The organism is Ammonifex thiophilus, assembly GCF_003368535.1.
GTDB classification, from domain to species: domain Bacteria; phylum Bacillota; class Desulfotomaculia; order Desulfotomaculales; family Ammonificaceae; genus Ammonifex; species Ammonifex thiophilus.
The window spans coordinates 36,986-55,381 of the sequence record NZ_QSLN01000006.1; the positions used below are offsets into that span (position 1 = coordinate 36,986).

An 18,396-nucleotide genomic window follows, 5' to 3' on the forward strand; every position below is an offset into this window, starting at 1 on the left:
GCTTCCCACCTCAAGCTCCGGAAAGACGGACCGCGGCCACCCGGCTGTATACCGGTCCTCTGGGGGTAAGGAAACTGCGGTAGAGCACCAACTCCTCGACCAAGAAGGGGGTAAAGGCGTAGTTTTTTTGCGCCCAGCGGTGATCACCAGGCAGCGCCACCCTCTCCCTCACCCTCCCCAGGGTGATGTGAGGAGAGAAGGGCTTGGTCGCCGGGGTGAAACCTAGGCCCCGCACCGCTTCCTCCACTGCCTGGTGAAGCAGAAAAAGGGAGGGGTGGGCCTTTACCCCTACCCAGATGACGCGCGGGCGCGCGAGAGAGGGAAAGGCCCCTAATTTCTCCGCTTCCAGCAAGAAAGCCTTTATACCTGCCAGTCGGGCCGACACCGCCTCCCGCAAAGAATCCACCTGCCCGGCTTCCGTGTCCCCCAGAAACCGCACGGTGAGGTGGAGATTCTCCTCCTCCACCCACTTCACCGAACGGGGGGAAAAGCCGAGCTCTTTCTGCAACTCCGCCAGCTGTCGGCGCAGAGGAGCGGGCAGCGGCACCGCCCAGAAAAGCCTCCACTTCTCCTGCATAGAGATCTTCGCCCGCCTAAAATGTGGTATCCGCAAAAGCAAAGTATAGCATGTCCTTGGCTCCAAAACAAGTATCACTTTACACTTTTTTACTTCAGGCGACGCAGCGACTCCAGGATGATCTTCTTCTCCACGCTGGCCACCAGCCGCCGCGTCCGCACCACCATGTCGGGATTGACGCTCACGCTGTCTATGCCGCAGCGTACTAGGAACTCGGTGAGCTCCGGGTAGACGGAGGGACCCTGACCGCAGATGGAAACGGTCTTGCCGTGCTGGTGCGCTATTTCTATGAGCCGGGCAATGGCCCGGGTCACCGCCGGGTTGCGCTCGTCGAAGTAGCCCATTCGCTCCAGGATACCCGAATCGCGGTCCGCCCCCAAAATGAGCTGGGTGAGGTCGTTGGAGCCGATGCTAAAGCCGTCCACGTAAGTGCAGAACTGGTCAGCCAGGAAGATCACCGCTGGCACTTCGGCCATGATCCAGACCTTGAAGTCGCTGTTGGAGGAGAGTCCCTCTTCAGCCATAATCTTAAGCACCCGCTCAACTTCCCAAGTGGTGCGTACGAAGGGGAGCATGGCCCAGACGTTGGTAAGCTGGTACTGCTCCCGCACCTTCCGCATGGCTCGGCACTCCAGGCGGAAGCCCTCTTCGTACTCGGGGGATATGTAGCGGGAAACCCCCCGCCAGCCGATCATGGGGTTGTTCTCTACCGGCTCCACTTCTTCTCCGCCCTTCAGCCCCCGGAACTCGTTGGTGCGGAAATCGCTGAAACGCACCACCACCGGGCGGGGAAAGACGGCCTGGGCCACGGTAGCTATGCCCTCCGCCAGTCGGTCGATGAAGAACTTCTCCTGGCCGGTGCGCAGGAGATAGATGGGGTGGGCGCCGATGTGGTCGGTGAAGATGAATTCGGTGCGCATGAGCCCTATGCCGTCGAAGGGGAGATCCTTGTAACGCGCTATGGCCTCCGGCTCCCCCAGGTTCATGTAGATTTTGGTGGCCGTGACCGGGGCCAACTCCTGCCAGACGTCGGCGGGTATGACCGGGGCTCCGGGCTTGGCCTCAGGCGCAGCTGCTTCCAGCGCCACCCGGCCCTCGTAGACTACCCCCCGCACGGCGTCCACGGTGACCTCCATCCCTTCCTTCAGCACCGCGGTGGCGTTCTTGGTGCCCACGATGCAGGGTATCCCCAGCTCGCGGGAAACGATGGCGGCGTGGCAGGTGCGTCCCCCCTCGTCGGTGACGATGGCCGCAGCCCGCTTCATGGCCGGCACCATGTCGGGGTTGGTCATGGTGGTGACCAACACGGAGCCTTCTTTGACCCGGGTGATGTCGTCGAAGCTTTTCACTAGGACCACTTTGCCGGAAGCGATGCCGGGAGAAGCTCCCATGCCCTGCACCAGCACTTTGGCTTCGCTTAGTCGCTCCTCCTTCTTTTCCTCTCCCCCTATCTTGTCCAGGGCGGTCACCGGCCGGGCCTGCAAGATGTAGAATTTGCCCTTCTCATACCCCCACTCGATGTCCTGTGGGGAGCCGTAGTGCTTCTCCACCCGAAGGAGGATATCGGTGAGTTCCAAAATCTCCTCGTCGCTCAAACACTGCTTCTCCACGTACTCCGGCCCCAGGTACCGGGCCACCTCCACCTTGACCGTGCCGCTGGGAGCATCGGGGCGAGCCACGATCATCACCGTCTTGCTGGCGATATTTTTGCTCTTTATCCGGCGCGTATTCTTGTCCACCAGATACTCGTCGGGGGTGACCGCGCCGCTCACCACCGCTTCGCCCAGGCCCCAGCTGGCGTTGATCATGAGTTCGTCTCGGGCGCCGGTGACGGGGTTAACAGTGAAGGCCACCCCGGAGCGCTCCGACTGGATCATCTTCTGCACCACCGCGCTCAAGTAGACGGAGAAGTGGTCAAAACCCTGGGCTTGGCGGTAGGCGGTGGCCCGGGCGGTCCACAGAGAAGCCCAGCATTTCCTGACGGCCTCTATTACTTCCGCCGCTCCCAGCACGTTGAGGTAAGTCTCCTGCTGGCCTGCGAAGGAAGCCTCCGGCAGGTCTTCAGCAGTAGCCGAGCTGCGCACCGCTACCGCCGGCTCCGGTCCGCCCGCCGCCAACTCCTTGTAGGCGGAAATAATCTCCTCCTCTATTTCCGGCGGGACCGGCGTGGACCTTATGAGCTCCCGCACGCGCTCCGTGTTTTGCATGAGCTCTTCCAGGTTGTCCACGTTGGTGGTAGCGATGATCTCTTTTATCTTAGGAGCAAGGCCGGTCGTTTCGATAAAGTGCTTGTAAGCTTCGGCGGTCACGCAGAAACCGGGCGGAACGGGGATGCCCGCCCGCGTGAGTTCTCCCAGGTTGGCCCCCTTTCCTCCCACCAGCGGTATATCTTCTTTGGTGAGTTCGTGGAACCAGCGTATGAACTTGTAGCTCACCGGATTTTCACCTCCAAAAGCCGCTTATTCACTCCGGGCGGTAGCGTAAACCCCGGTAGTAAACCTCCAACACCTTGCCCGCCGTCTCTTCCACCGCCTTGTTAGTCACATCGATGATCACGCAGCCGAGCTTGCGCATCACCTCCTCGGCATAGGAAAGCTCCTTGTAGACCCGCTCCGGCCGGGCGTACTCGGCGTCCGGCGGGAGGCCTAAAGCTTTAAGCCTCTCCCGGCGGATCTGAATCAGGTACTCCGGTTGCACCGTGAGACCCACCAGCCGATCCCGGGGCACGGAGAAGAGTTCCTGGGGTAGAGGAACCTCCGGTACCAGCGGCACGTTGGCCGCCTTTATTTTCTTGTGGGCCAAGTACATGCAAAGCGGGGTCTTGCCGGTGCGGGAAACTCCCAGAATTACCAAGTCGGCCATGCTCAGACCCCGAGGGTCCTTGCCGTCGTCGTATTTAACGGCGAACTCTATGGCCTCCACCCTCCGAAAATACTCCTCGTCCACCTTGCGCATAAGCCCCGGTTCAAAACGCGGCGGCCGGCCCAAAGACGCCTCCAGCGCCTCCAGCACCGGCCCCAGAATGTCCACCGCCCTGACTCCCTTTTTTTCCGCCTCTTCGCGTAGGATCGAGCGTAGCCGAGGCATGACCAAGGTGAAGATGATTACCGCTCGTTCCTCCGCTGCCTGGGAAACTATCTCCGGGATCTCCTCCGGATGATTGACGAAGGGAATGCGGCGCACCTCCACTTTGCCGGAGTCGAACTGGCTGGCCGCCGCCCGCGCCACCAGCTCCGCTGTCTCGCCGATGGAGTCAGAAACGACGTAGATTACTGGCTGCCCGTCCATACCCACCAAGATTCTCTACCGCCCCTCTCCCATCTCTACAAAAAGACGGGTAACGTTGGTCTTGCTGAAGCGCCCCACCACCAGGAGGTCCTGGCCGGAGGCGACCGGCTCCACCACCGGTAGAGCGTCTACCTCGTGGATCACGATCTTGCGCGCCGCCTCCCAGACCGACTCCTCCGGCGTGGTGGTTACGACATGGGGGCGGCGGGTCATGATGACGCTCACCGGGACCGAGCGGAAGTCCTGTCCCCCGAAGGCCAGTTTCAAGAAATCCTTCCGGGAAACCACCCCTTCCAGAAAGCCCCCCTCCCGCACCACGAAAAGGGTGCCCACATCTTCCAGAAAAAGGGTTATCAGGGCGTCGTAGACGGTGGTCTCCACCGAGACCACCACCGGTCGGGAGTGGAGGTCTTTAACCCGGTAGCGCCGGATCTTACTCGCCACCACTTCGTAAGGAGACTTGCCGGTGTAGTAGTAGCCTACCCGGGGACGGGCCTCCAGCAGCCCCGCCATGGTGAGCAGGGCCAGGTCGGGGCGCAGGGTGGCCCGTGCCACGTTTAGCCGCTCGGCAATTCGCTCGCTGGTTATGGGACCTTCCGCCTTGACTATCCCCAAGATGGCTTCCTGCCGCCGGGTAAGTTCCATGCTCCTTCCCCCGCTCCAAGAACCTGACAATAGGCAAAAAGCGTAACACTTTCCCTCTAAATAATACGCTTTTTATCCCCCTACTCCTGCCCACTAGGCCACCGGAACGCAGGAAATATCGCCTACTTCTCGTACCAGACGCACAATCCAGGCCAGCAGGGCCAGGCGGTTGGCCCTTAGGGCCGGATTTTCGTCCATTACCAGTACCCCGTCGAAGAAACGGGCTACCGGGTCATGGAGGCGGGCGAGCTTCTGAAGCACGGCGAAGTAGTCGCCCCGCTTGAGATCGGGCGCCACTTCTTCCTCCAAACCGGCCAAAGTGTCGTAAAGCTCCTGCTCCGCCGGATGGACGAAAAGTGAGGGATCGGGCTTTTCCTCCGGCAAATCCCTCCTGAGGAGGTTCACCGCCCGGAGGTAGGCGGTGTGCAGGAGGGGAAAGGCTGGATCTTGGCAAAAGGCGGCCAGGGCCTGTACTCTTTGGCAGGCACGGTTGAGGTCGTCAAAGCCGGTTGCCAACACCGCCTCTATGACCTCGGCCCTTATCTTCTCCCCCCAGAGTGCCCGCAGCCGCTGGGCGAAGAAATCCCGCAGGGAGCCGAGAACCTCCTCTAGGCTCAGCCGCAACCTTCCCTGGTAAGCCTGGTAAGCCTTTTCCCACAGCCGGCTCAAAGAGAGGGATAGGGAAGCGGAGGTGATGATGTGGATGATGCCCAGAGCTTGCCGTCTCAGGGCGTAAGGGTCCTGCGAGCCGGTGGGGATAAGCCCCAGGCCGAAGCAGCCCACGAGGTTATCCACTTTGTCCGCCAGGCTGAGGATCCTCCCCGGTGTCGTCTGGGGCAGGGCGTCACCGGCGAAGCGGGGCAGATACTGCTCGTAGAGGGCCTCGGCCACGGCCGGGTCTTCCCCGGAGGCCAGAGCGTACTCGCGCCCCATGACCCCCTGGAGCTCCGGGAACTCATAGACCATGTGGGTCAGAAGGTCGGCCTTGGCCAAGTAGGCCGCGCGGGCTAGTATCCTTTGGGTGGCGTCGTCCACCCCCAGCTCGTTCCCCAGGTAAGCCACCAACTCCTGCAGGCGCAAGGTTTTGTCATAAAGCGTCCCCAAGTCTTCCAGGTAGACCACGCGCTTGAGCCCCTCTACCCGGTCGGCCAGGGGCCGGGCGAGATCCTCCCGGTAGAAGAAGGAGGCATCAGCCAAGCGCGCCTTGAGCACCCTCTCGTTACCCTTTCTTATGCCCTCGGTGTGCGCCGGAGAACTGGAATGAACTGCCAAAAAGCGGGGCAGTAATTTCCCCTCCTTGTCCCGCAGGGGGAAGTAGCGCTGGTGCTCTTTCATGGTGGTCACCAGTACCGCCTCCGGGAGTTTCAAAAACTCGGGAGAGAAGGAGCCGCAAAAGGCGGTGGCGTACTCCACCAGATTGGCTACTTCCTCCAGGAGCTCCGGATCGGCTTCTACCTTCCCCCCTTCTTGAGCCGCCAGTTCCTCAAGCTGAGAAAGGATAAGTTGTTTGCGCTCCTCCGGGTCCACCACCACGAAGTTTTCCGCCATGAGGCGAAAGTAAGCTTCAGGCGAAGACACCGTTATGGGGGCTGAACTTAGGAAGCGGTGTCCCCGGGTGGTGTTGCCGGCCTTTAAGCCGTCGAGTTCGAAAGGTATCACTTCTTCGCCGTAAAGGGCCAGCAACCAGCGGATGGGGCGAATGAAGGAGATCTTCTTATCTCCCCAGCGCATAGAGCGGGGAAAATTCAAGGAGGTTATGAGCCGGGGGCAGAGCTCCCGGAGGACCTCCGGCGTGGGACGCCCCTCTTCTTCCTTCACCGCGTAAACGTATTCCGTATCTCCCACCAGGCGCACCACCAGGTCCTCCACCCTCACCCCCTGGCTGCGGGCGAAGCCCAGGGCCGCTTTGGTGGGCTTACCCTCCTCGTCAAAGGCTACCCGGCGGGCAGGCCCCTTGACCTCTCGCACGAGCTTTTCCTGCCTTTCTGCTAGTCCCCGCACCAGCAGTACCAGCCGCCGAGGAGTGCCAAAGGTTTTTGTCCCGTGGTGGGATAGCCGGGCTTCCCTCAAGAGCTCCTGGGCTGTGTTCTTCAGGTTCTCCAGGGCGGAACTGAGAAGGCGCGCCGGCATCTCCTCCGTTCCTATCTCCAGCAAAAAGTCGCGCATATGCCCAATTACCTCCTCCGAGCTAGTAGCGGGTAGCCCATTTCTTCGCGCTGCTTGAGGTACTTCTGAGCGCAGGCGCGGGCCAAAGCGCGGATGCGAGCGATGAAGCTGGTACGCTCGGGCAGCTCTATGGCCCCCCGGGCCTCCAGCAGGTTGAAGGTGTGGGAGCACTTAAGCACATAGTCGTAGGCGGGCAGGACCAGCCCTACCTGCAGTATGCGCTCGGCCTCGCGAGCGTAGCTTTCGAAGAGAGAAAAGAGCATGGAGACGTCGGCCTCCTCGAAGTTGTAGCGGGAGTGCTCCACTTCCCCTTGGTGGTGAATATCCCCGTAAGTTATGCCGTCGGCCCAGACGATATCGAAAACACTGTCCACTCCTTGCAGGAACATGGCCAGTCGCTCCAGCCCGTAAGTTATCTCAGCGGCCACGGGGTAAAGGTCGAAGCCTCCGCACTGCTGAAAGTAAGTGAACTGGGTTATCTCCATGCCGTCGAGCCATACTTCCCAGCCCAGCCCCCAGGCCCCCAGCGTGGGAGCCTCCCAGTTGTCCTCTACCAGGCGGATGTCGTGCTGCAAGGGGTCAATACCTAAGGCCTTCAGGCTTTCCAGGTAGATCTCCACCACGTCTTCCGGTGAGGGCTTGAGGATAACCTGGTACTGGTAGTAGTACTGGAGGCGGTTGGGGTTTTCTCCGTAGCGGCCGTCGGCCGGTCGCCGGGAAGGCTCCACGTAAGCCACCCGCCAGGGTTCCGGCCCCAGCACGCGGAAGAAGGTGGCCGGGTTCATGGTCCCCGCCCCCTTCTCTATGTCGTAGGGCTGCTGGATGATGCACCCTTGCTCGGCCCAGAAGTGATCCAGGGCCAAAATGAGTTCCTGAAAGTTCACTCTTCTTTCCCCCCGCTTAGTGATCCAAGGCTTTGCAGGTAGAGCAGTGACCTGGGTCGATACCCCAGATGAAAGGTGACCAGAGAAGATAGGGCTTCCCTCGCTTCCGCCAGGGTGGCGGGAGAAGCCTTTAGAGTCAAGGTCTTGCTTAGGGGGAGCTCACTTAGAGCTCCGAGCAGCCTCGCGCTGCCCGGGGATATGGTACAGCCCACCGCCTTCCCGTTGGCGGCACAGGAGGGGCAGACCAAACCTCCAGGCAGGCTGAAATAAGTTTTGGCCCAGTCGGGAGAAAAAGGGCGGCGGCAAGAAGAGCAGGCCTTAAGCTCCGGCGTCAAGCCCATCAAGCGTAAAAGTTTGAGACTGAAAGCTTGAGCCAACAATTCCGGGTTCTGCCCCAGTTGACGCAGAGAAAGGACCAGGAAACGGTAAAGAGAGGGGTTAGGCTCCTCCGGCGGGGAAAAGCCCTCCACCAACTCGGCCAGGTAGCCAGCATAGCCCAGCAGCCGGGGGTGGCTCAGTTCTGGAAAGCGCTCCAGCAGTTCCACCTGATCCACCTGATAGTTGTCCCCCCGGCGCTTGAGAAAAAAACGAGCCCGGCAAAAGGGCAAGGTTGCCGCCCGCTTGCGGCTGCGAGGGCGTGCCCCCCCGAAAGCCGTAGCTGAAAGCTTGCCCCGCTCCAAGGAGAAAATAGTGAGAAGGCGATCGGCCTCGCGGATCGGACTCGCCCGCAAGACCACGCCTTCGGCGCAAGACCACTGCATGTATTTCTCCCGGAAAAGAAAAGACTTACCGTTACTCCTGCGTTAACTTCGCCACCCAGGAGGCGAATTCCTTCTCCTTGCCCGCCCGCCAGCCCAGGCTTTTATACTTTATTCTCCCCTGCTTATCCACCCAGACGCTCAAAGGAATGCCCGTCACTCCGTAGGCGCTGCCTACCGTTCCCTGCGGGTCGAGCACCACCGGTACCTTCAAATTATACTCCTGCAGGAAGGAAGTCAAGACGGAAGGAGGTTCCGGAGCTACCAGAAAGATCTTTACTCCCTGGCCCTCCCAGGAGGAGAACTGATCCCGTAGGGCGATAAGCTCCTGCACACAGGCCGGGCAGTTGGGTGAGAAGAAGATGAGCAGGGTCACCTTCCCCCGGCAGTCGGCAGGAAAGTTGAGCTCCCCCCCTCCCAGCAGGGGTTGGCGGAAGGCGGGTGCCTCCTTGAAGCTCTCCTTCCCTTCGGGGCGAGCGAAGCAGCCGGCCAATAACAAAAGGACTAGTAACCAAAGCAGGAAGCGACGCAAGGCTTTCACCCCTTTCCCTTTTTGTTCAAGCCGAAGCGCAGGGCTCCGGCAGGGCAAACCTCAGTGCAGGAGAGGCAGCGGATGCAGGCCGGGGAGTTCACCTCGTCCGGCAGCTTAACCCCCATGGAGCAGACCTGGCGGCAGCTGTAGCAGCGGCGGCAAATCTCCGGGCAAAAGTGCATCCGCCAGAGGCTCACCCCGTTGAAAAGCCCGAGCCACGCTCCCAGAGGGCAGAGGGTGCGGCAGAAGACGCGGCTCACCCCGACTAAGACCAACAAGAAGATGGCGAGCAGGATAGCCATTTTCAGGAGGAAGACCCAACCCACCAGCGAGCGGAACTCCGACCGCCCCAGCACCAGGGGAAGGCCGGCGAAGAGCTCCCCAGCGGGGCAAAGGTACTTGCAGAAGTAAGGAGTGCCCGTAGGCGACCAGTAGGGTAAAAGAAAGGTGATGAGTAGGACTACATAGGCGAGCAGGCGCAGGCGGGAAGGCCAAGGGATGAGTCGCCGCCTAGCCTTGGAGGATAAGAGATCCTGGCAGGCGCCGAAAGGGCAGAGCCAGCCGCAAAAGAAGCGTCCCAGAACCCCCCCTGCCATCAAGAGAATTCCCCCCACGAAAAAGGAAGGGGAGCGGGCAGCACCGAGGTAACCTTGCCAGGCCCCCAGGGGGCAGCCCAGAAAGGCACCCGGGCAGGAGCTGCAATTGAGTACGGGGAGACAGACCCCTTTGCTCTTCCCGGTGAAAAGGGTAAGCTTTACCCATCCCGGCAAGTACCCGTTAAGGAGCAAAAGAGAGAGTACCTGCAGCCAACGCCGCCCTTTAGCCAAGGCCCATGCACTCCAGGCAGAACCTTATCCCCTTGAGCCAAAGAAACTGGAACTCCCCCCGCAGAAGCCCCCAGACCACCAGGGCCAGGCCCAGAAAAAGGCTGAGCCGGCCGAGCCACCGCCGCATCACTTCCACCCACCAGAAGCTCGCCACACTTTTACCAGAGCCTATCATACTCCTGGGGGTAGATGCAACGAGTTGCTTTAAGTGAAAAAAGGAACTAGAATTAAGGTAAGTTCTCGAGCTAAGGAGTGAAAGAGATGACCCAACCTAACGGCGAACGCCTTACCCTCATCAGCACTTTCCGCTTCGACTGCCGGCCGGGTCTTTCCTGCTTTACCCACTGCTGCCGGGACGTGAACATCGTTCTTACCCCCGGCGACGTCTTTCGGCTGAAGCGTCGGCTGGGCCTCCCCTCCTACGAGTTCCTGGAGAAGTACACCATAACCCTGATATCCCGGCTGTCCGGCCTGCCCGTGGTTCTTTTAAAAATGAGAGAAGACGCGGACAAGCAGTGCCCCTTCGTCACCCCCGAAGGGTGCGCTGTTTATGCCGACCGCCCTTGGGCCTGTCGCATGTATCCCTTAGACTACGATACCGACCTCGACTCCTACCGCATAATCGCTGACCCGTCCAAGTGCCGGGGGTTGCAGGAAGGAAAGGAATGGTACATCGAGGACTGGCTGGAAGAGCAAGGGGCGCTCAGGCCTTCCCCCATCGATCGCATGTACAACGAGGCTACCAAGCGGCTGGAATTCCCCCGGGATCGCATAACCAACCCGGAGGTAGCCCGCATGTATTTCTTGGCCGCTTACGATCTGGACAACTTCCGCCGTTTCGTACTGGAAACCAGGTTCCTAAAGATCTTCGACATACCCGCCAACCTGGTGAAGAGAATAAAGACGGACGACATGGAGCTAGCCCGGCTGGCGGCTTTGTGGCTTAAGTTCGGCTTCTCGGACAAGAACGCTTTGCCTTTGCGCGACGAGATTTTCGACCAAAGTGTAAGGTGATATGGCGCGGGCGATCAGGGTAAAAGATCCCGACCGCTGCATAGGTTGCTACTCCTGCATGCTGGCCTGTGCCCGGTTGGTTCACCGCTCTCACTCCTTGACCAAGAGCGCCATCCGGGTGCAGACGCGGGGCGGCCTGCAGAGCAAATGGGGCATAGATGTCTGCCGAGCCTGCCCGGATGCTCCCTGCGCCGAGGCCTGTCCCACCGGCGCCCTCATCCCGCGCCCGGGTGGAGGGGTTAGCTTTAACCGGAACAAATGCTCCCGCTGTGGCAACTGTGCTAATGCCTGCGTGCTGCGGGTCATCCACTTTGACGAGGAAGGCTATCCCATCGTCTGCCTCTACTGTGGCCACTGCGCCCGCTTCTGCCCCCAGGAAGTAATCGTCTGGGAGGAGATCGCTCCTGATTCTGGAAGGTCCGGTGACCGTACTCAAGATAGACCTGGAGAGTAGCTCCTGGAGACTGGAAGAGCGGGAAGATTTGATCGCCTGGCTGGGAGGAGTGGGTATAGCCACCCAACTTTTCCTGGAAGAGGCCGTCTGGGACAAACCTCCCTTGGCGCCAGAACAGCCGATCATTTTCGCTATCGGCCCCCTTTCCGGCGTTTACCCCTTGGCCACCAAGGTAGTGGCCGTTTTCCGCTCCCCGCTCACCGAGGAGTGGGGGGAAAGCTATGCCGGAATGCGGGCGGCCATCGCCTTGCGCTTCGCCGGCTACAACGCAGTGGTGATAAAGGGAAAAGCTCCGCGGCCTACCTACTTGGTGATCGACGAGAAGGGAGTGGCTTTCAGAGACGCTCGCGGAGTCTGGGGGCTTGACACAGAGGAAACGGGGCGCCTGTTGCGGGAGTTCGAAGGGGGAAGGGGCAGACGCAGTATCTGGCGCATAGGCCCGGCGGGAGAAAATCTGGTGCCCCTGGCCGGGGTGAACGTGGATACTTACCGTCATTTCGGACGCCTGGGGTTGGGGGCCTTGTTGGGAAGCAAGAACCTCAAGGCCCTGGTGGTCCTGGGCAACCGCAGCTACCCCATAAAGAACCCCGCCGCTTACAACCGGATGTACGAGAAGATATACCGTGCCGTGGTGGGAACCCCTTTGCTCAGCAAGTACCACTACATCGGCACGGCGGAAAATATTCTGACGCTCAACGCTCAGGGAAGCCTCCCCACCTTGAACCTCAGAGCTTCCCGCTTCGAGAAGGCGGAAGAGGTGAGCGGGGAGCGCTTCGGTAGGGAAAGCCTATTCCGCATTTTGGCCTGCGCCGGTTGTCCCCTGGGCTGCATCCACGTGGGGGTCTACCGCCGTCCCCACCCCAAGGGAGCAGGTTATATCTCTACCACCTTGGCCTACGACTACGAGCCCATCTACGCCCTCGGCCCCATGCTGGGGCTCGACGCAGTAGACAAGGTGTACGCCCTGTTGCGGGAAGTGGAGGCTTCGGGACTGGACGTGATCTCTACCGGAGTGGCGCTGGCCTGGGCCACCGAGGCTTTGGAGCGGGGGATTATAACCGAAAAGGAAACCCTGCTCCCTCTGCGCTTCGGCGCAGTAGAAGGCTACGTCCAAGCCGCACGGTACCTGGCTCAGCCCCCTAACGATTTTTACCGCGCCCTGGGCCGGGGGCTAAGGTACGCCACGCGGGTCTACGGGGGCGAGGACTTCGCCCTCATCCTGGGCGGGCACGAGATGGCGGGGTACCACACCGGCTACGCCTTCCTCCTGGGGCAGAGCGTAGGAGCACGCCACTCCCACCTATGCAACGCCGGCTATAGCTTCGACCAAACCCGCAAGGGCAACTACACCCCGGAAGAGCTGGTGCAATACCTCCTGGAGGAGGAAGCCTGGCGTAACGTGCTGAACTCGCTGGTAATCTGTCTTTTTGCCCGTAAGGTGTACACGCCTGAGACTACCGCCGAAGCACTTCGGGCTCTGGGCTGGGAGGCAGTTGATCCCCAGAAACTTTTAACCTTGGGAAGAAAAATTATGCGGCAGAAATGGGAAGCTAAAAAGCGCCTGGGTTATACGCCCGAAAACCTTCCCCTCCCGCCCAAGCGCTACTTCGAAACCCCGTCGGGACAGGGGTTGCTCAACCCCGAAACTTATTCCGCCCTGCTGAAGCTCTACCGGGAAAGGCTAGCCTCGTGGCTCAACGTATGAGGCTACGCAAGGTATTGAGGTTCATGACGTCTTCTTTTAGATCCGGCCCTTTAGGCGTTTCCAGCACCATGGGAAGACGCTGAAAACGGGGATCATTCAGCAGAAGGCGGAAAGCTTCTAAGCCTATCTCCCCTTTGCCTATGTGTTCGTGGCGGTCCAAGCGGCTGCCCAGAGTTCCCCGTGAGTCGTTGAGATGCACCGCCTCAAGCCGATTCAGCCCTATGACCCGCTCGAATTCCTCCCAGGTGGCGGCGAAGGCTTCCGGAGTGCGCAGATCGTAGCCAGCGGCAAAGGCGTGGCAAGTGTCAAAACAGACGCCCAGCCGCTGGGGATGGCGGCTTTCTCCTATGAGCCAGGCCAGGTGCTCGAAGCGGTAGCCGAGCTGACTCCCCTGGCCGGCGGTAGTCTCCAGCAAGATCTTAACCTGGGTATGAGCGGTGCGCTCCAGCACCTCATCTAGCCCCCGCGCTATGCGCTTCAGCCCCTCGGCCTCCCCCTCCCCCATGTGCGCGCCCGGATGAACCACGATGAAGGGAAGACCTAATAAGTGGCAACGCTCGATTTCTCCCACGAAGCTCTCTATCGACTTGCGCCAGAGCTCTTCCCGAGGAGAACCCAGGTTTATAAGGTAGGAGGTGTGAGCGAAGACCGGCCTTACTCCCGTCTCTTCCTGAGCCTGGCGGAAGCGCTCCACCTCCGCCTCCGAAAGGGGGCGGGCATACCACTGGTTGGTGTTTTTGGTGAATATCTGAATGGTCTCGCACCCTATGCTGTGTCCCCGCCAGACCGCCTTATCCACCCCGCCAGCTATGGACATGTGCGCCCCCAGTCGCGGCAAACACCTCACCCCTTTCCCAGCTTTTCCAAAGCCTCTGCGGCCATCTCCCCCACCGTCTTCCGGTGGAAGCCACCCTTCCGGTAAAAGAAAAAGGAGGAGGCGTCCTCCCGCAGCCTCTCCAACTCCGAGCGCGCCTCCTGCCACCTCAGGTTCCCTAGCGCCCAGGCCGCGCAACCGCGCGCTTCCGGCTCCTCTGCCGCCAGTAAGGAGAGCAAGTAAGGAGCCGCTTCCTCCACCAGTTCCCGGCGTTCTTCCGCAATCCTCCCTAGCGCCCAGGCCGCGCCGGCCGCCAAAAAAGGTTCGTCCAAGGGATTGAGCAGCATGAGGGCGAAGTCCCGAAAAATTTCCGGAGCGCGGGCTACCGCCTCCCCCACCGCCGGAGCCAGGCAGCGCCCGGCGTTCCCCGATTCGTCGTTCAGGGCCCAGAAGAGCCGGCGCATGCGGTCGAGTGCGTACTCCCGATCCTTTTCAGCTACCTTGGCCAGCGCCCGTCCCAGCCCCTCTGCCGCCCGCCAGGCCAGCAGCGGATCGGGCAGATGCAGGGCGCGGAAAAGGGCGGCGATATGTGCCGGCTCCGCTTCCACCACCCGCAGCAAACCTTCCCAGTCGGCTCGAAGCAAAAGCTCCGCCACCCGCTCCTTTCGCCGCCGAAAATCCTCTTGCCCGTGCACTCTATCTCTCCCTAAGTGTTCAAGCAGCCTTTGGCTCTATTTTATCAGCAACTGCTCGCGCGGGGAGAGGAAATGGTAAAGGTGCTCTCACCCCACCAGGTGGTCTCGTAGTCTATCACCGCTTCCTTCACGTAAGGGAGCAGGCTTTTGTCCACCACGAACTTGAGGGAAGAAACGGTGAAGACCGCATCGTTTTCCCCGGTCGACTCTTCCAGAGCCAATCCCAGCCGGGGACCGCCTCAGCCCAGCCCGGCCGAAAAGATGCGGATGTAGCCCTGCTCCAGACCGTGTTCCTGCAAAATGGCCTTCAGCCGCCTTTCCGCCTCCGCCGTGACTCGCAGCATTTTTACACCTCCTTATAGGTGTATAGGTATAATAGGTCTGGGGATATCTCGTTGTCAACCCCTAGATGTAGAGGGTAGCCGAGTATTTCCAGGCTTGACAGGGCTTCGCGGCTCCGGTAAGCTAAAATTAAGATTACGCCTTCGGGTTCGGGTATAAACCGGGTTGGAAGAAATGGGGCGATAACATGACCAACCTGCCGGATGAGGGGCGTCTGGCGATAATCAACCGCCTCCGGCGGATAGAGGGTCAGGTAAGGGGAGTCTGCCGGATGGTGGAGGAAGACCAGGACTGCGAGAAGATTCTGGACCAGTTCAAAGCGCTGGAAGTAGCGGTGAGGAACTGCCGGCGGGCAGTAATTGGATACTACATGGTTCGCTGCGTCAGGGAAAGGTTCCAGTGCTCGGAAGAAATGATTAGCTTTCTCAAGCAGCGGTTAAGCGGTATTCTCGACACCCCCTTGCCGTGAGGAGAGGAGCCTAACCCTGCTCTCCCCCTGGGGCATCTCCACCCGGTAAACCAGTTCCCCCGCTTCGGCCAAGCTGTCGGAGTGGGTGACTAAAAGTATCTGCCTACCAGTTTCCTGACTGAAGGTGCGCAACCATTCCCCCAGCTGACGGGCGTACTCTTCGCTCACGTGCTTGCCGGGTTCGTCCAAGACAAGTATTCCCGGCAGGCGGCTGTGCTCCAAGAGGGCGCTGCGCAAGCTCAAAGAAATCACATCCACCACCCCACCCCCCCGCGCCTCGGTAGGCTCGGTCTTCACCGGCTGTGTGCCCCCGTAAGTGCTGATGACGAAAAAGTCGGCTTCTTGTTGCTCCCGGCGAGTAGCAAGCTCTATGGCGAAGCTTATCTCGGGACCGAAAACGGCCTGCAAAGCCGAGGTGACCGCTTTTTCCAAAGCTTTACGCGCGTGCTCATAGGCTGAGTTAGCCGCCAGCAAAAAAATCTCCCTCGCCCGGCCTAGAACCTCTTCTTTCTCCCGGCAGGCCGCAAGCTCTCTCTTCTTTTCCTCCAGTTCCTGTTTGAGCCTGTCAAACTCCCAGCGCCTGCGGGCCACGTACTCTTCGAAGAGGGCGAGTCCCTCCTTAATCCTCTCGTCCACGCCGCTCATTCCCCCCCGCCGAATATTTCTCGATAAGATCCCAGGGGATGAGTTCTCGCGCCTCAGCTATGGCTCGGGCTATCTCCTTCTCCAGCCGGGCGAGTTCCTCTTCGAGCCTTTCCGGCTCCACCCCCAGGCGGCGAATTTCGTTCTCTATCTCCTGGAGTTGGTTTTCCAGAAGCTCTTTACGGGCCAGGGCTTGCTCGCGCAGCCGCTTGGCCAGCTCGATCCCCTGCCTTATTTTAGCGATCTCCTTTTCAAAGTCGTTTCCCAAGGACTATCCCCATCCTTTCCAGTTCTTGCCGCCAGATTTTCTCCACGTGCTCCGGTGTGAGATCGGTGCCACAGAGCGGGCAGCGCTGGAGAGAAGTCAGGGCTTGCCGATACTTTTCCGCTTCCGAGCTTAGCACCTCTTCCTGCTGCCGCACCTTCTGCACCTCCCGGGTCAGCTCCACGGCCCGGTTCTCCCTCTCGCGCCGGCAGCGCGCCAATTCGCGGTAAAGACCCAGGGCCGCATCGGCCCGGCAAAGGACTTCCTCCGCTTCCGCCAGGCGGCGGAGCCGGGAAAGTACCTGGAGCTCAAGTTTTTTCAAGTAATCCAGCCTTTTCTGCTGCTCGCTCCGGTGGCGGCTCAAAACAACGAACTTCTCCCCTAACTTACCCAACTCTTCCCCCCGCTCCTCGACGAAAGGAAGCCGGGAGAGGCCGCGAAGTATCTCCTCCTCCCGAGCCAGGGCAGCCGAGGCGCGCTGGCGTGCTTCAGCCGCGCGGAAAAGCTCTCCGTATCTCTTCCTCAGTTCCTCAAGCTGGGAAAGCCGGGATTCCAGAAGCTCCCCGGAAGGAAGTCGGGCCAAAGCTTCCGCGAGGAAAGCCGCTTCTTGTCGCAGCCGCTCCCTCTTCTCCTTCAGGCATAAAAGCTCCCCCCGCTTTTCTTCCGCCTTGAGCACACCGTTCACCAACTCGCGAACCCTCTTCAGCCTTTCCTCCAGCCGCGGAAGCTCCTCCTGTAAAGGGGAAATTTCCTTGCGAAGAGCGGCAACGGACTCTTCCAGGGTCTTTATCCGGCCTTGCCACTGAGACTGCTCCCGTAAGGCCATTTTGGCCGCCCGCTGGAAAAGCTCGGCCCCCGCTATTTGCCCTATCACCTGCGCCCGCACGCTGGGGCTCTCCCGCAGAAGAAAAGGGGGATCAAGCTGGTGAGCTAGGTTTAGCTCCAGCGACTGGTTGCCTATGGAGTAGGGTTTTATGCCGGTGAGCTCCTCAACCTCATTAGGAACACTTCGCCCGGGACTTTCCAGACGTAAGGTTTCCCCTCCGGGACGCTTTATGCAGTAGCGGTTGCTCCTTCCTTCCCGCTCGCGCTCAATCACAGTCCCATCTTCCAGCTCCACGGCCACCCGGCAGTGGTGGCTACCTGCCCGCACCAGGCCCTCCCCCTGAGGGCGGTTATAGAAGAGCCAGCGCAGGGCTCGCACCACCGCCGACTTACCCCGGTCTGATTCCCCCACCAGCACGGTAACGGTGGGGGAAAGCTCGATCTCCGTATAGCGGTGCGATTGGAAGTTTTCCAGGATTATCCGCCTAACCTTAGGCATTTTCCCCCACCTCGGCCTGGACCTGAGACCATATCCGGTAAACTTCCCGCCTTACCTCTTCAAAGCCGGAGATTTCCTTCTTCTCTGCCAGGACGCGTTCCAGGATGATGTCGGGGGTGGTCGTGGGCTCCCCTTCCCCCTTGCTCAGGGCTCGGAGCTGGGCCAAGAATTCCTCCCGTTTCCTGGCCCGAAAGGCGGCCTCTTCAATAGCCTGCCGGTCGAGCACCTCCGCTCCCGGTAGGGCGCTTTTCAGGGGAATGTGCTCGTGCCACAGTCTCCCTTCCACATGGATGAGCACCACTTTGGGAATGCGGTTGAGCTCCGCCGGGCTGGCCGAGAGGCGCACCAGGGCCCCGGGGTTGATGAACCACTTGCCCTCCCGGCAAACATCCGGGTAGCCCAGGTGGTAGTGGCCGCAGAGGGTGTAGTCCGCCTCGGTACGGGGAGCTACCTCGTCGACGAGGGTGTACTTTATGACTGTCCCCTGGGGTCGGTCGATGAGCGCCCCGTGGCACACATGCAAAGCCACATCACAGTCTCCCTTCTTCACGATGTAGTCCGCCTTGTCCCCTTCGTCGATGGCGTAGTGGTAAGGAGCTCCGGTCACCTTGACCCTCACCCCCTTTTCCTCGAAGTAAACGGGGGCGGAGGAAAGCAGCCGCACCTGCCCTATGCGGGCCAGAAAGCCCAACAGCGTGCGCGAGAGGGTACCCGGGTTCTGCCCGTGCAGATCGTGGTTGCCCGGCACCACCAGCAAAGGGGCAGGCAACCTGGTCAAGATGGCCAAAAATTCACCCATGGCACTCAAGCCGGGCAACGGCGCATCGAAGAAGTCCCCTCCGTGCAGGACCGCCGTGACTTCCAGCTCCTCCGCTAGCCGCACCACTTCTTCGAGCTTAGCCTTTAAGGTGGCTACGAAGTCGTCCTTGCGGTTGGCCGGGTTTACCCCGCGCAGATGGGTATCGGTAAGGAAAAGGAAGCGCAATAATGTTCCC

The 18,396-nt window shown here is 60.5% G+C and carries 21 protein-coding genes; 4 read left to right on the forward strand and 17 right to left on the reverse strand.

The window, feature by feature from the left end; translation table 11 throughout:
- Positions 1-10: 10 nt before the first annotated feature.
- The 10 genes from thpR to DXX99_RS11695 all read right to left on the reverse strand — a co-directional run bounded on the left by thpR (position 11) and on the right by DXX99_RS11695 (position 9,804).
- Positions 11-577 (reverse strand): RNA 2',3'-cyclic phosphodiesterase, encoded by a 567-nt coding sequence (gene thpR, locus DXX99_RS05810; RefSeq protein WP_115792558.1) that lies wholly within the window; start codon positions 575-577, stop codon positions 11-13.
- 89 nt (positions 578-666) lie between these two features.
- Positions 667-3,012, reverse strand: a complete 2,346-nt coding sequence (ppsA, locus tag DXX99_RS05815; RefSeq protein WP_115792559.1) for a phosphoenolpyruvate synthase — start codon at positions 3,010-3,012, stop codon at positions 667-669.
- Positions 3,013-3,040: 28 nt separating this feature from the next.
- The gene (locus DXX99_RS05820) at positions 3,041-3,865 is read right to left on the reverse strand and encodes a pyruvate, water dikinase regulatory protein (protein WP_115792606.1); all 825 of its coding nucleotides are present in this window, start codon (positions 3,863-3,865) and stop codon (positions 3,041-3,043) included.
- 15 nt (positions 3,866-3,880) lie between these two features.
- Positions 3,881-4,510: a transcriptional regulator CcpN gene (ccpN, locus tag DXX99_RS05825; protein ID WP_115792560.1), complete on the reverse strand. Its 630-nt coding sequence runs from the start codon at positions 4,508-4,510 to the stop codon at positions 3,881-3,883.
- Between the two features lie 93 nt (positions 4,511-4,603).
- Positions 4,604-6,676: a glycine--tRNA ligase subunit beta gene (glyS, locus tag DXX99_RS05830; protein WP_115792561.1), complete on the reverse strand. Its 2,073-nt coding sequence runs from the start codon at positions 6,674-6,676 to the stop codon at positions 4,604-4,606.
- 8 nt (positions 6,677-6,684) lie between these two features.
- Positions 6,685-7,560 carry a glycine--tRNA ligase subunit alpha gene (gene glyQ / locus DXX99_RS05835; RefSeq protein WP_115792562.1) on the reverse strand — a complete coding sequence of 292 codons (876 nt, stop codon included), beginning with the start codon at positions 7,558-7,560 and terminating at the stop codon, positions 6,685-6,687.
- Positions 7,557-8,321, reverse strand: a complete 765-nt coding sequence (recO, locus tag DXX99_RS05840) for a DNA repair protein RecO (RefSeq protein ID WP_115792563.1) — start codon at positions 8,319-8,321, stop codon at positions 7,557-7,559. Before recO ends, glyQ begins: the two co-directional genes overlap by 4 nt.
- A 31-nt stretch (positions 8,322-8,352) precedes the next feature.
- A complete protein-coding gene (locus tag DXX99_RS05845) occupies positions 8,353-8,850 on the reverse strand; it encodes a peroxiredoxin family protein (RefSeq protein WP_165847731.1) in 498 nt (165 codons plus the stop codon).
- Between the two features lie 5 nt (positions 8,851-8,855).
- The gene (locus DXX99_RS05850) at positions 8,856-9,677 is read right to left on the reverse strand and encodes a 4Fe-4S binding protein (protein ID WP_115792565.1); all 822 of its coding nucleotides are present in this window, start codon (positions 9,675-9,677) and stop codon (positions 8,856-8,858) included.
- Positions 9,670-9,804: a CD1871A family CXXC motif-containing protein gene (locus tag DXX99_RS11695; protein WP_205664649.1), complete on the reverse strand. Its 135-nt coding sequence runs from the start codon at positions 9,802-9,804 to the stop codon at positions 9,670-9,672. The genes DXX99_RS05850 and DXX99_RS11695 overlap by 8 nt, the downstream gene beginning before the upstream one ends.
- Before the next feature lie 134 nt (positions 9,805-9,938).
- Between DXX99_RS11695 and DXX99_RS05860 the strand changes: the two genes are divergently transcribed.
- The 3 genes from DXX99_RS05860 to DXX99_RS05870 are packed head-to-tail and all read left to right on the forward strand — an operon-like array spanning position 9,939 to position 12,850.
- Positions 9,939-10,691, forward strand: a complete 753-nt coding sequence (locus DXX99_RS05860; protein WP_115792567.1) for a YkgJ family cysteine cluster protein — start codon at positions 9,939-9,941, stop codon at positions 10,689-10,691.
- A 1-nt stretch (position 10,692) separates the two neighbouring features.
- Positions 10,693-11,145 (forward strand): 4Fe-4S binding protein, encoded by a 453-nt coding sequence (locus DXX99_RS05865; protein ID WP_115792568.1) that lies wholly within the window; start codon positions 10,693-10,695, stop codon positions 11,143-11,145.
- A complete protein-coding gene (locus DXX99_RS05870; protein WP_240610834.1) occupies positions 11,114-12,850 on the forward strand; it encodes an aldehyde ferredoxin oxidoreductase N-terminal domain-containing protein in 1,737 nt (578 codons plus the stop codon). Before DXX99_RS05865 ends, DXX99_RS05870 begins: the two co-directional genes overlap by 32 nt.
- On the opposite strand, the gene DXX99_RS05875 is transcribed toward DXX99_RS05870, so the two are convergent.
- Genes DXX99_RS05875 through DXX99_RS11495 form a run of 3 tightly spaced genes read right to left on the reverse strand, consistent with a single transcriptional unit; the run spans position 12,840 to position 14,580 of the window.
- Positions 12,840-13,688 (reverse strand): deoxyribonuclease IV, encoded by an 849-nt coding sequence (locus DXX99_RS05875; protein ID WP_115792570.1) that lies wholly within the window; start codon positions 13,686-13,688, stop codon positions 12,840-12,842. The two genes, DXX99_RS05870 and DXX99_RS05875, sit on opposite strands and share 11 nt — an antisense overlap.
- A 5-nt stretch (positions 13,689-13,693) precedes the next feature.
- Entirely contained in the window at positions 13,694-14,359 is a 666-nt protein-coding gene (locus DXX99_RS05880; protein ID WP_115792571.1) for a DVU0298 family protein, read from the reverse strand.
- Between the two features lie 44 nt (positions 14,360-14,403).
- Positions 14,404-14,580 (reverse strand): hypothetical protein, encoded by a 177-nt coding sequence (locus DXX99_RS11495; protein WP_165847732.1) that lies wholly within the window; start codon positions 14,578-14,580, stop codon positions 14,404-14,406.
- A 308-nt stretch (positions 14,581-14,888) separates the two neighbouring features.
- On the opposite strand from DXX99_RS11495, the gene DXX99_RS05885 reads away from it, so the two are divergent.
- A complete protein-coding gene (locus DXX99_RS05885; RefSeq protein WP_115792572.1) occupies positions 14,889-15,170 on the forward strand; it encodes a metal-sensitive transcriptional regulator in 282 nt (93 codons plus the stop codon).
- Here DXX99_RS05885 and DXX99_RS05890 read toward each other — a convergent pair.
- Genes DXX99_RS05890 through DXX99_RS05905 form a run of 4 tightly spaced genes read right to left on the reverse strand, consistent with a single transcriptional unit; the run spans position 15,138 to position 18,386 of the window.
- A complete protein-coding gene (locus DXX99_RS05890) occupies positions 15,138-15,806 on the reverse strand; it encodes an OLD family protein (RefSeq protein ID WP_115792573.1) in 669 nt (222 codons plus the stop codon). The genes DXX99_RS05885 and DXX99_RS05890 overlap by 33 nt on opposite strands.
- On the reverse strand, positions 15,790-16,080 hold the full coding sequence (locus tag DXX99_RS05895) for a hypothetical protein (RefSeq protein ID WP_115792574.1): 291 nt from the start codon (positions 16,078-16,080) through the stop codon (positions 15,790-15,792). Before DXX99_RS05895 ends, DXX99_RS05890 begins: the two co-directional genes overlap by 17 nt.
- A complete protein-coding gene (locus tag DXX99_RS05900) occupies positions 16,064-17,401 on the reverse strand; it encodes an AAA family ATPase (RefSeq protein ID WP_115792575.1) in 1,338 nt (445 codons plus the stop codon). The genes DXX99_RS05895 and DXX99_RS05900 overlap by 17 nt, the downstream gene beginning before the upstream one ends.
- Positions 17,394-18,386 (reverse strand): metallophosphoesterase family protein, encoded by a 993-nt coding sequence (locus tag DXX99_RS05905; protein WP_115792576.1) that lies wholly within the window; start codon positions 18,384-18,386, stop codon positions 17,394-17,396. Before DXX99_RS05905 ends, DXX99_RS05900 begins: the two co-directional genes overlap by 8 nt.
- Positions 18,387-18,396: the final 10 nt, after the last annotated feature.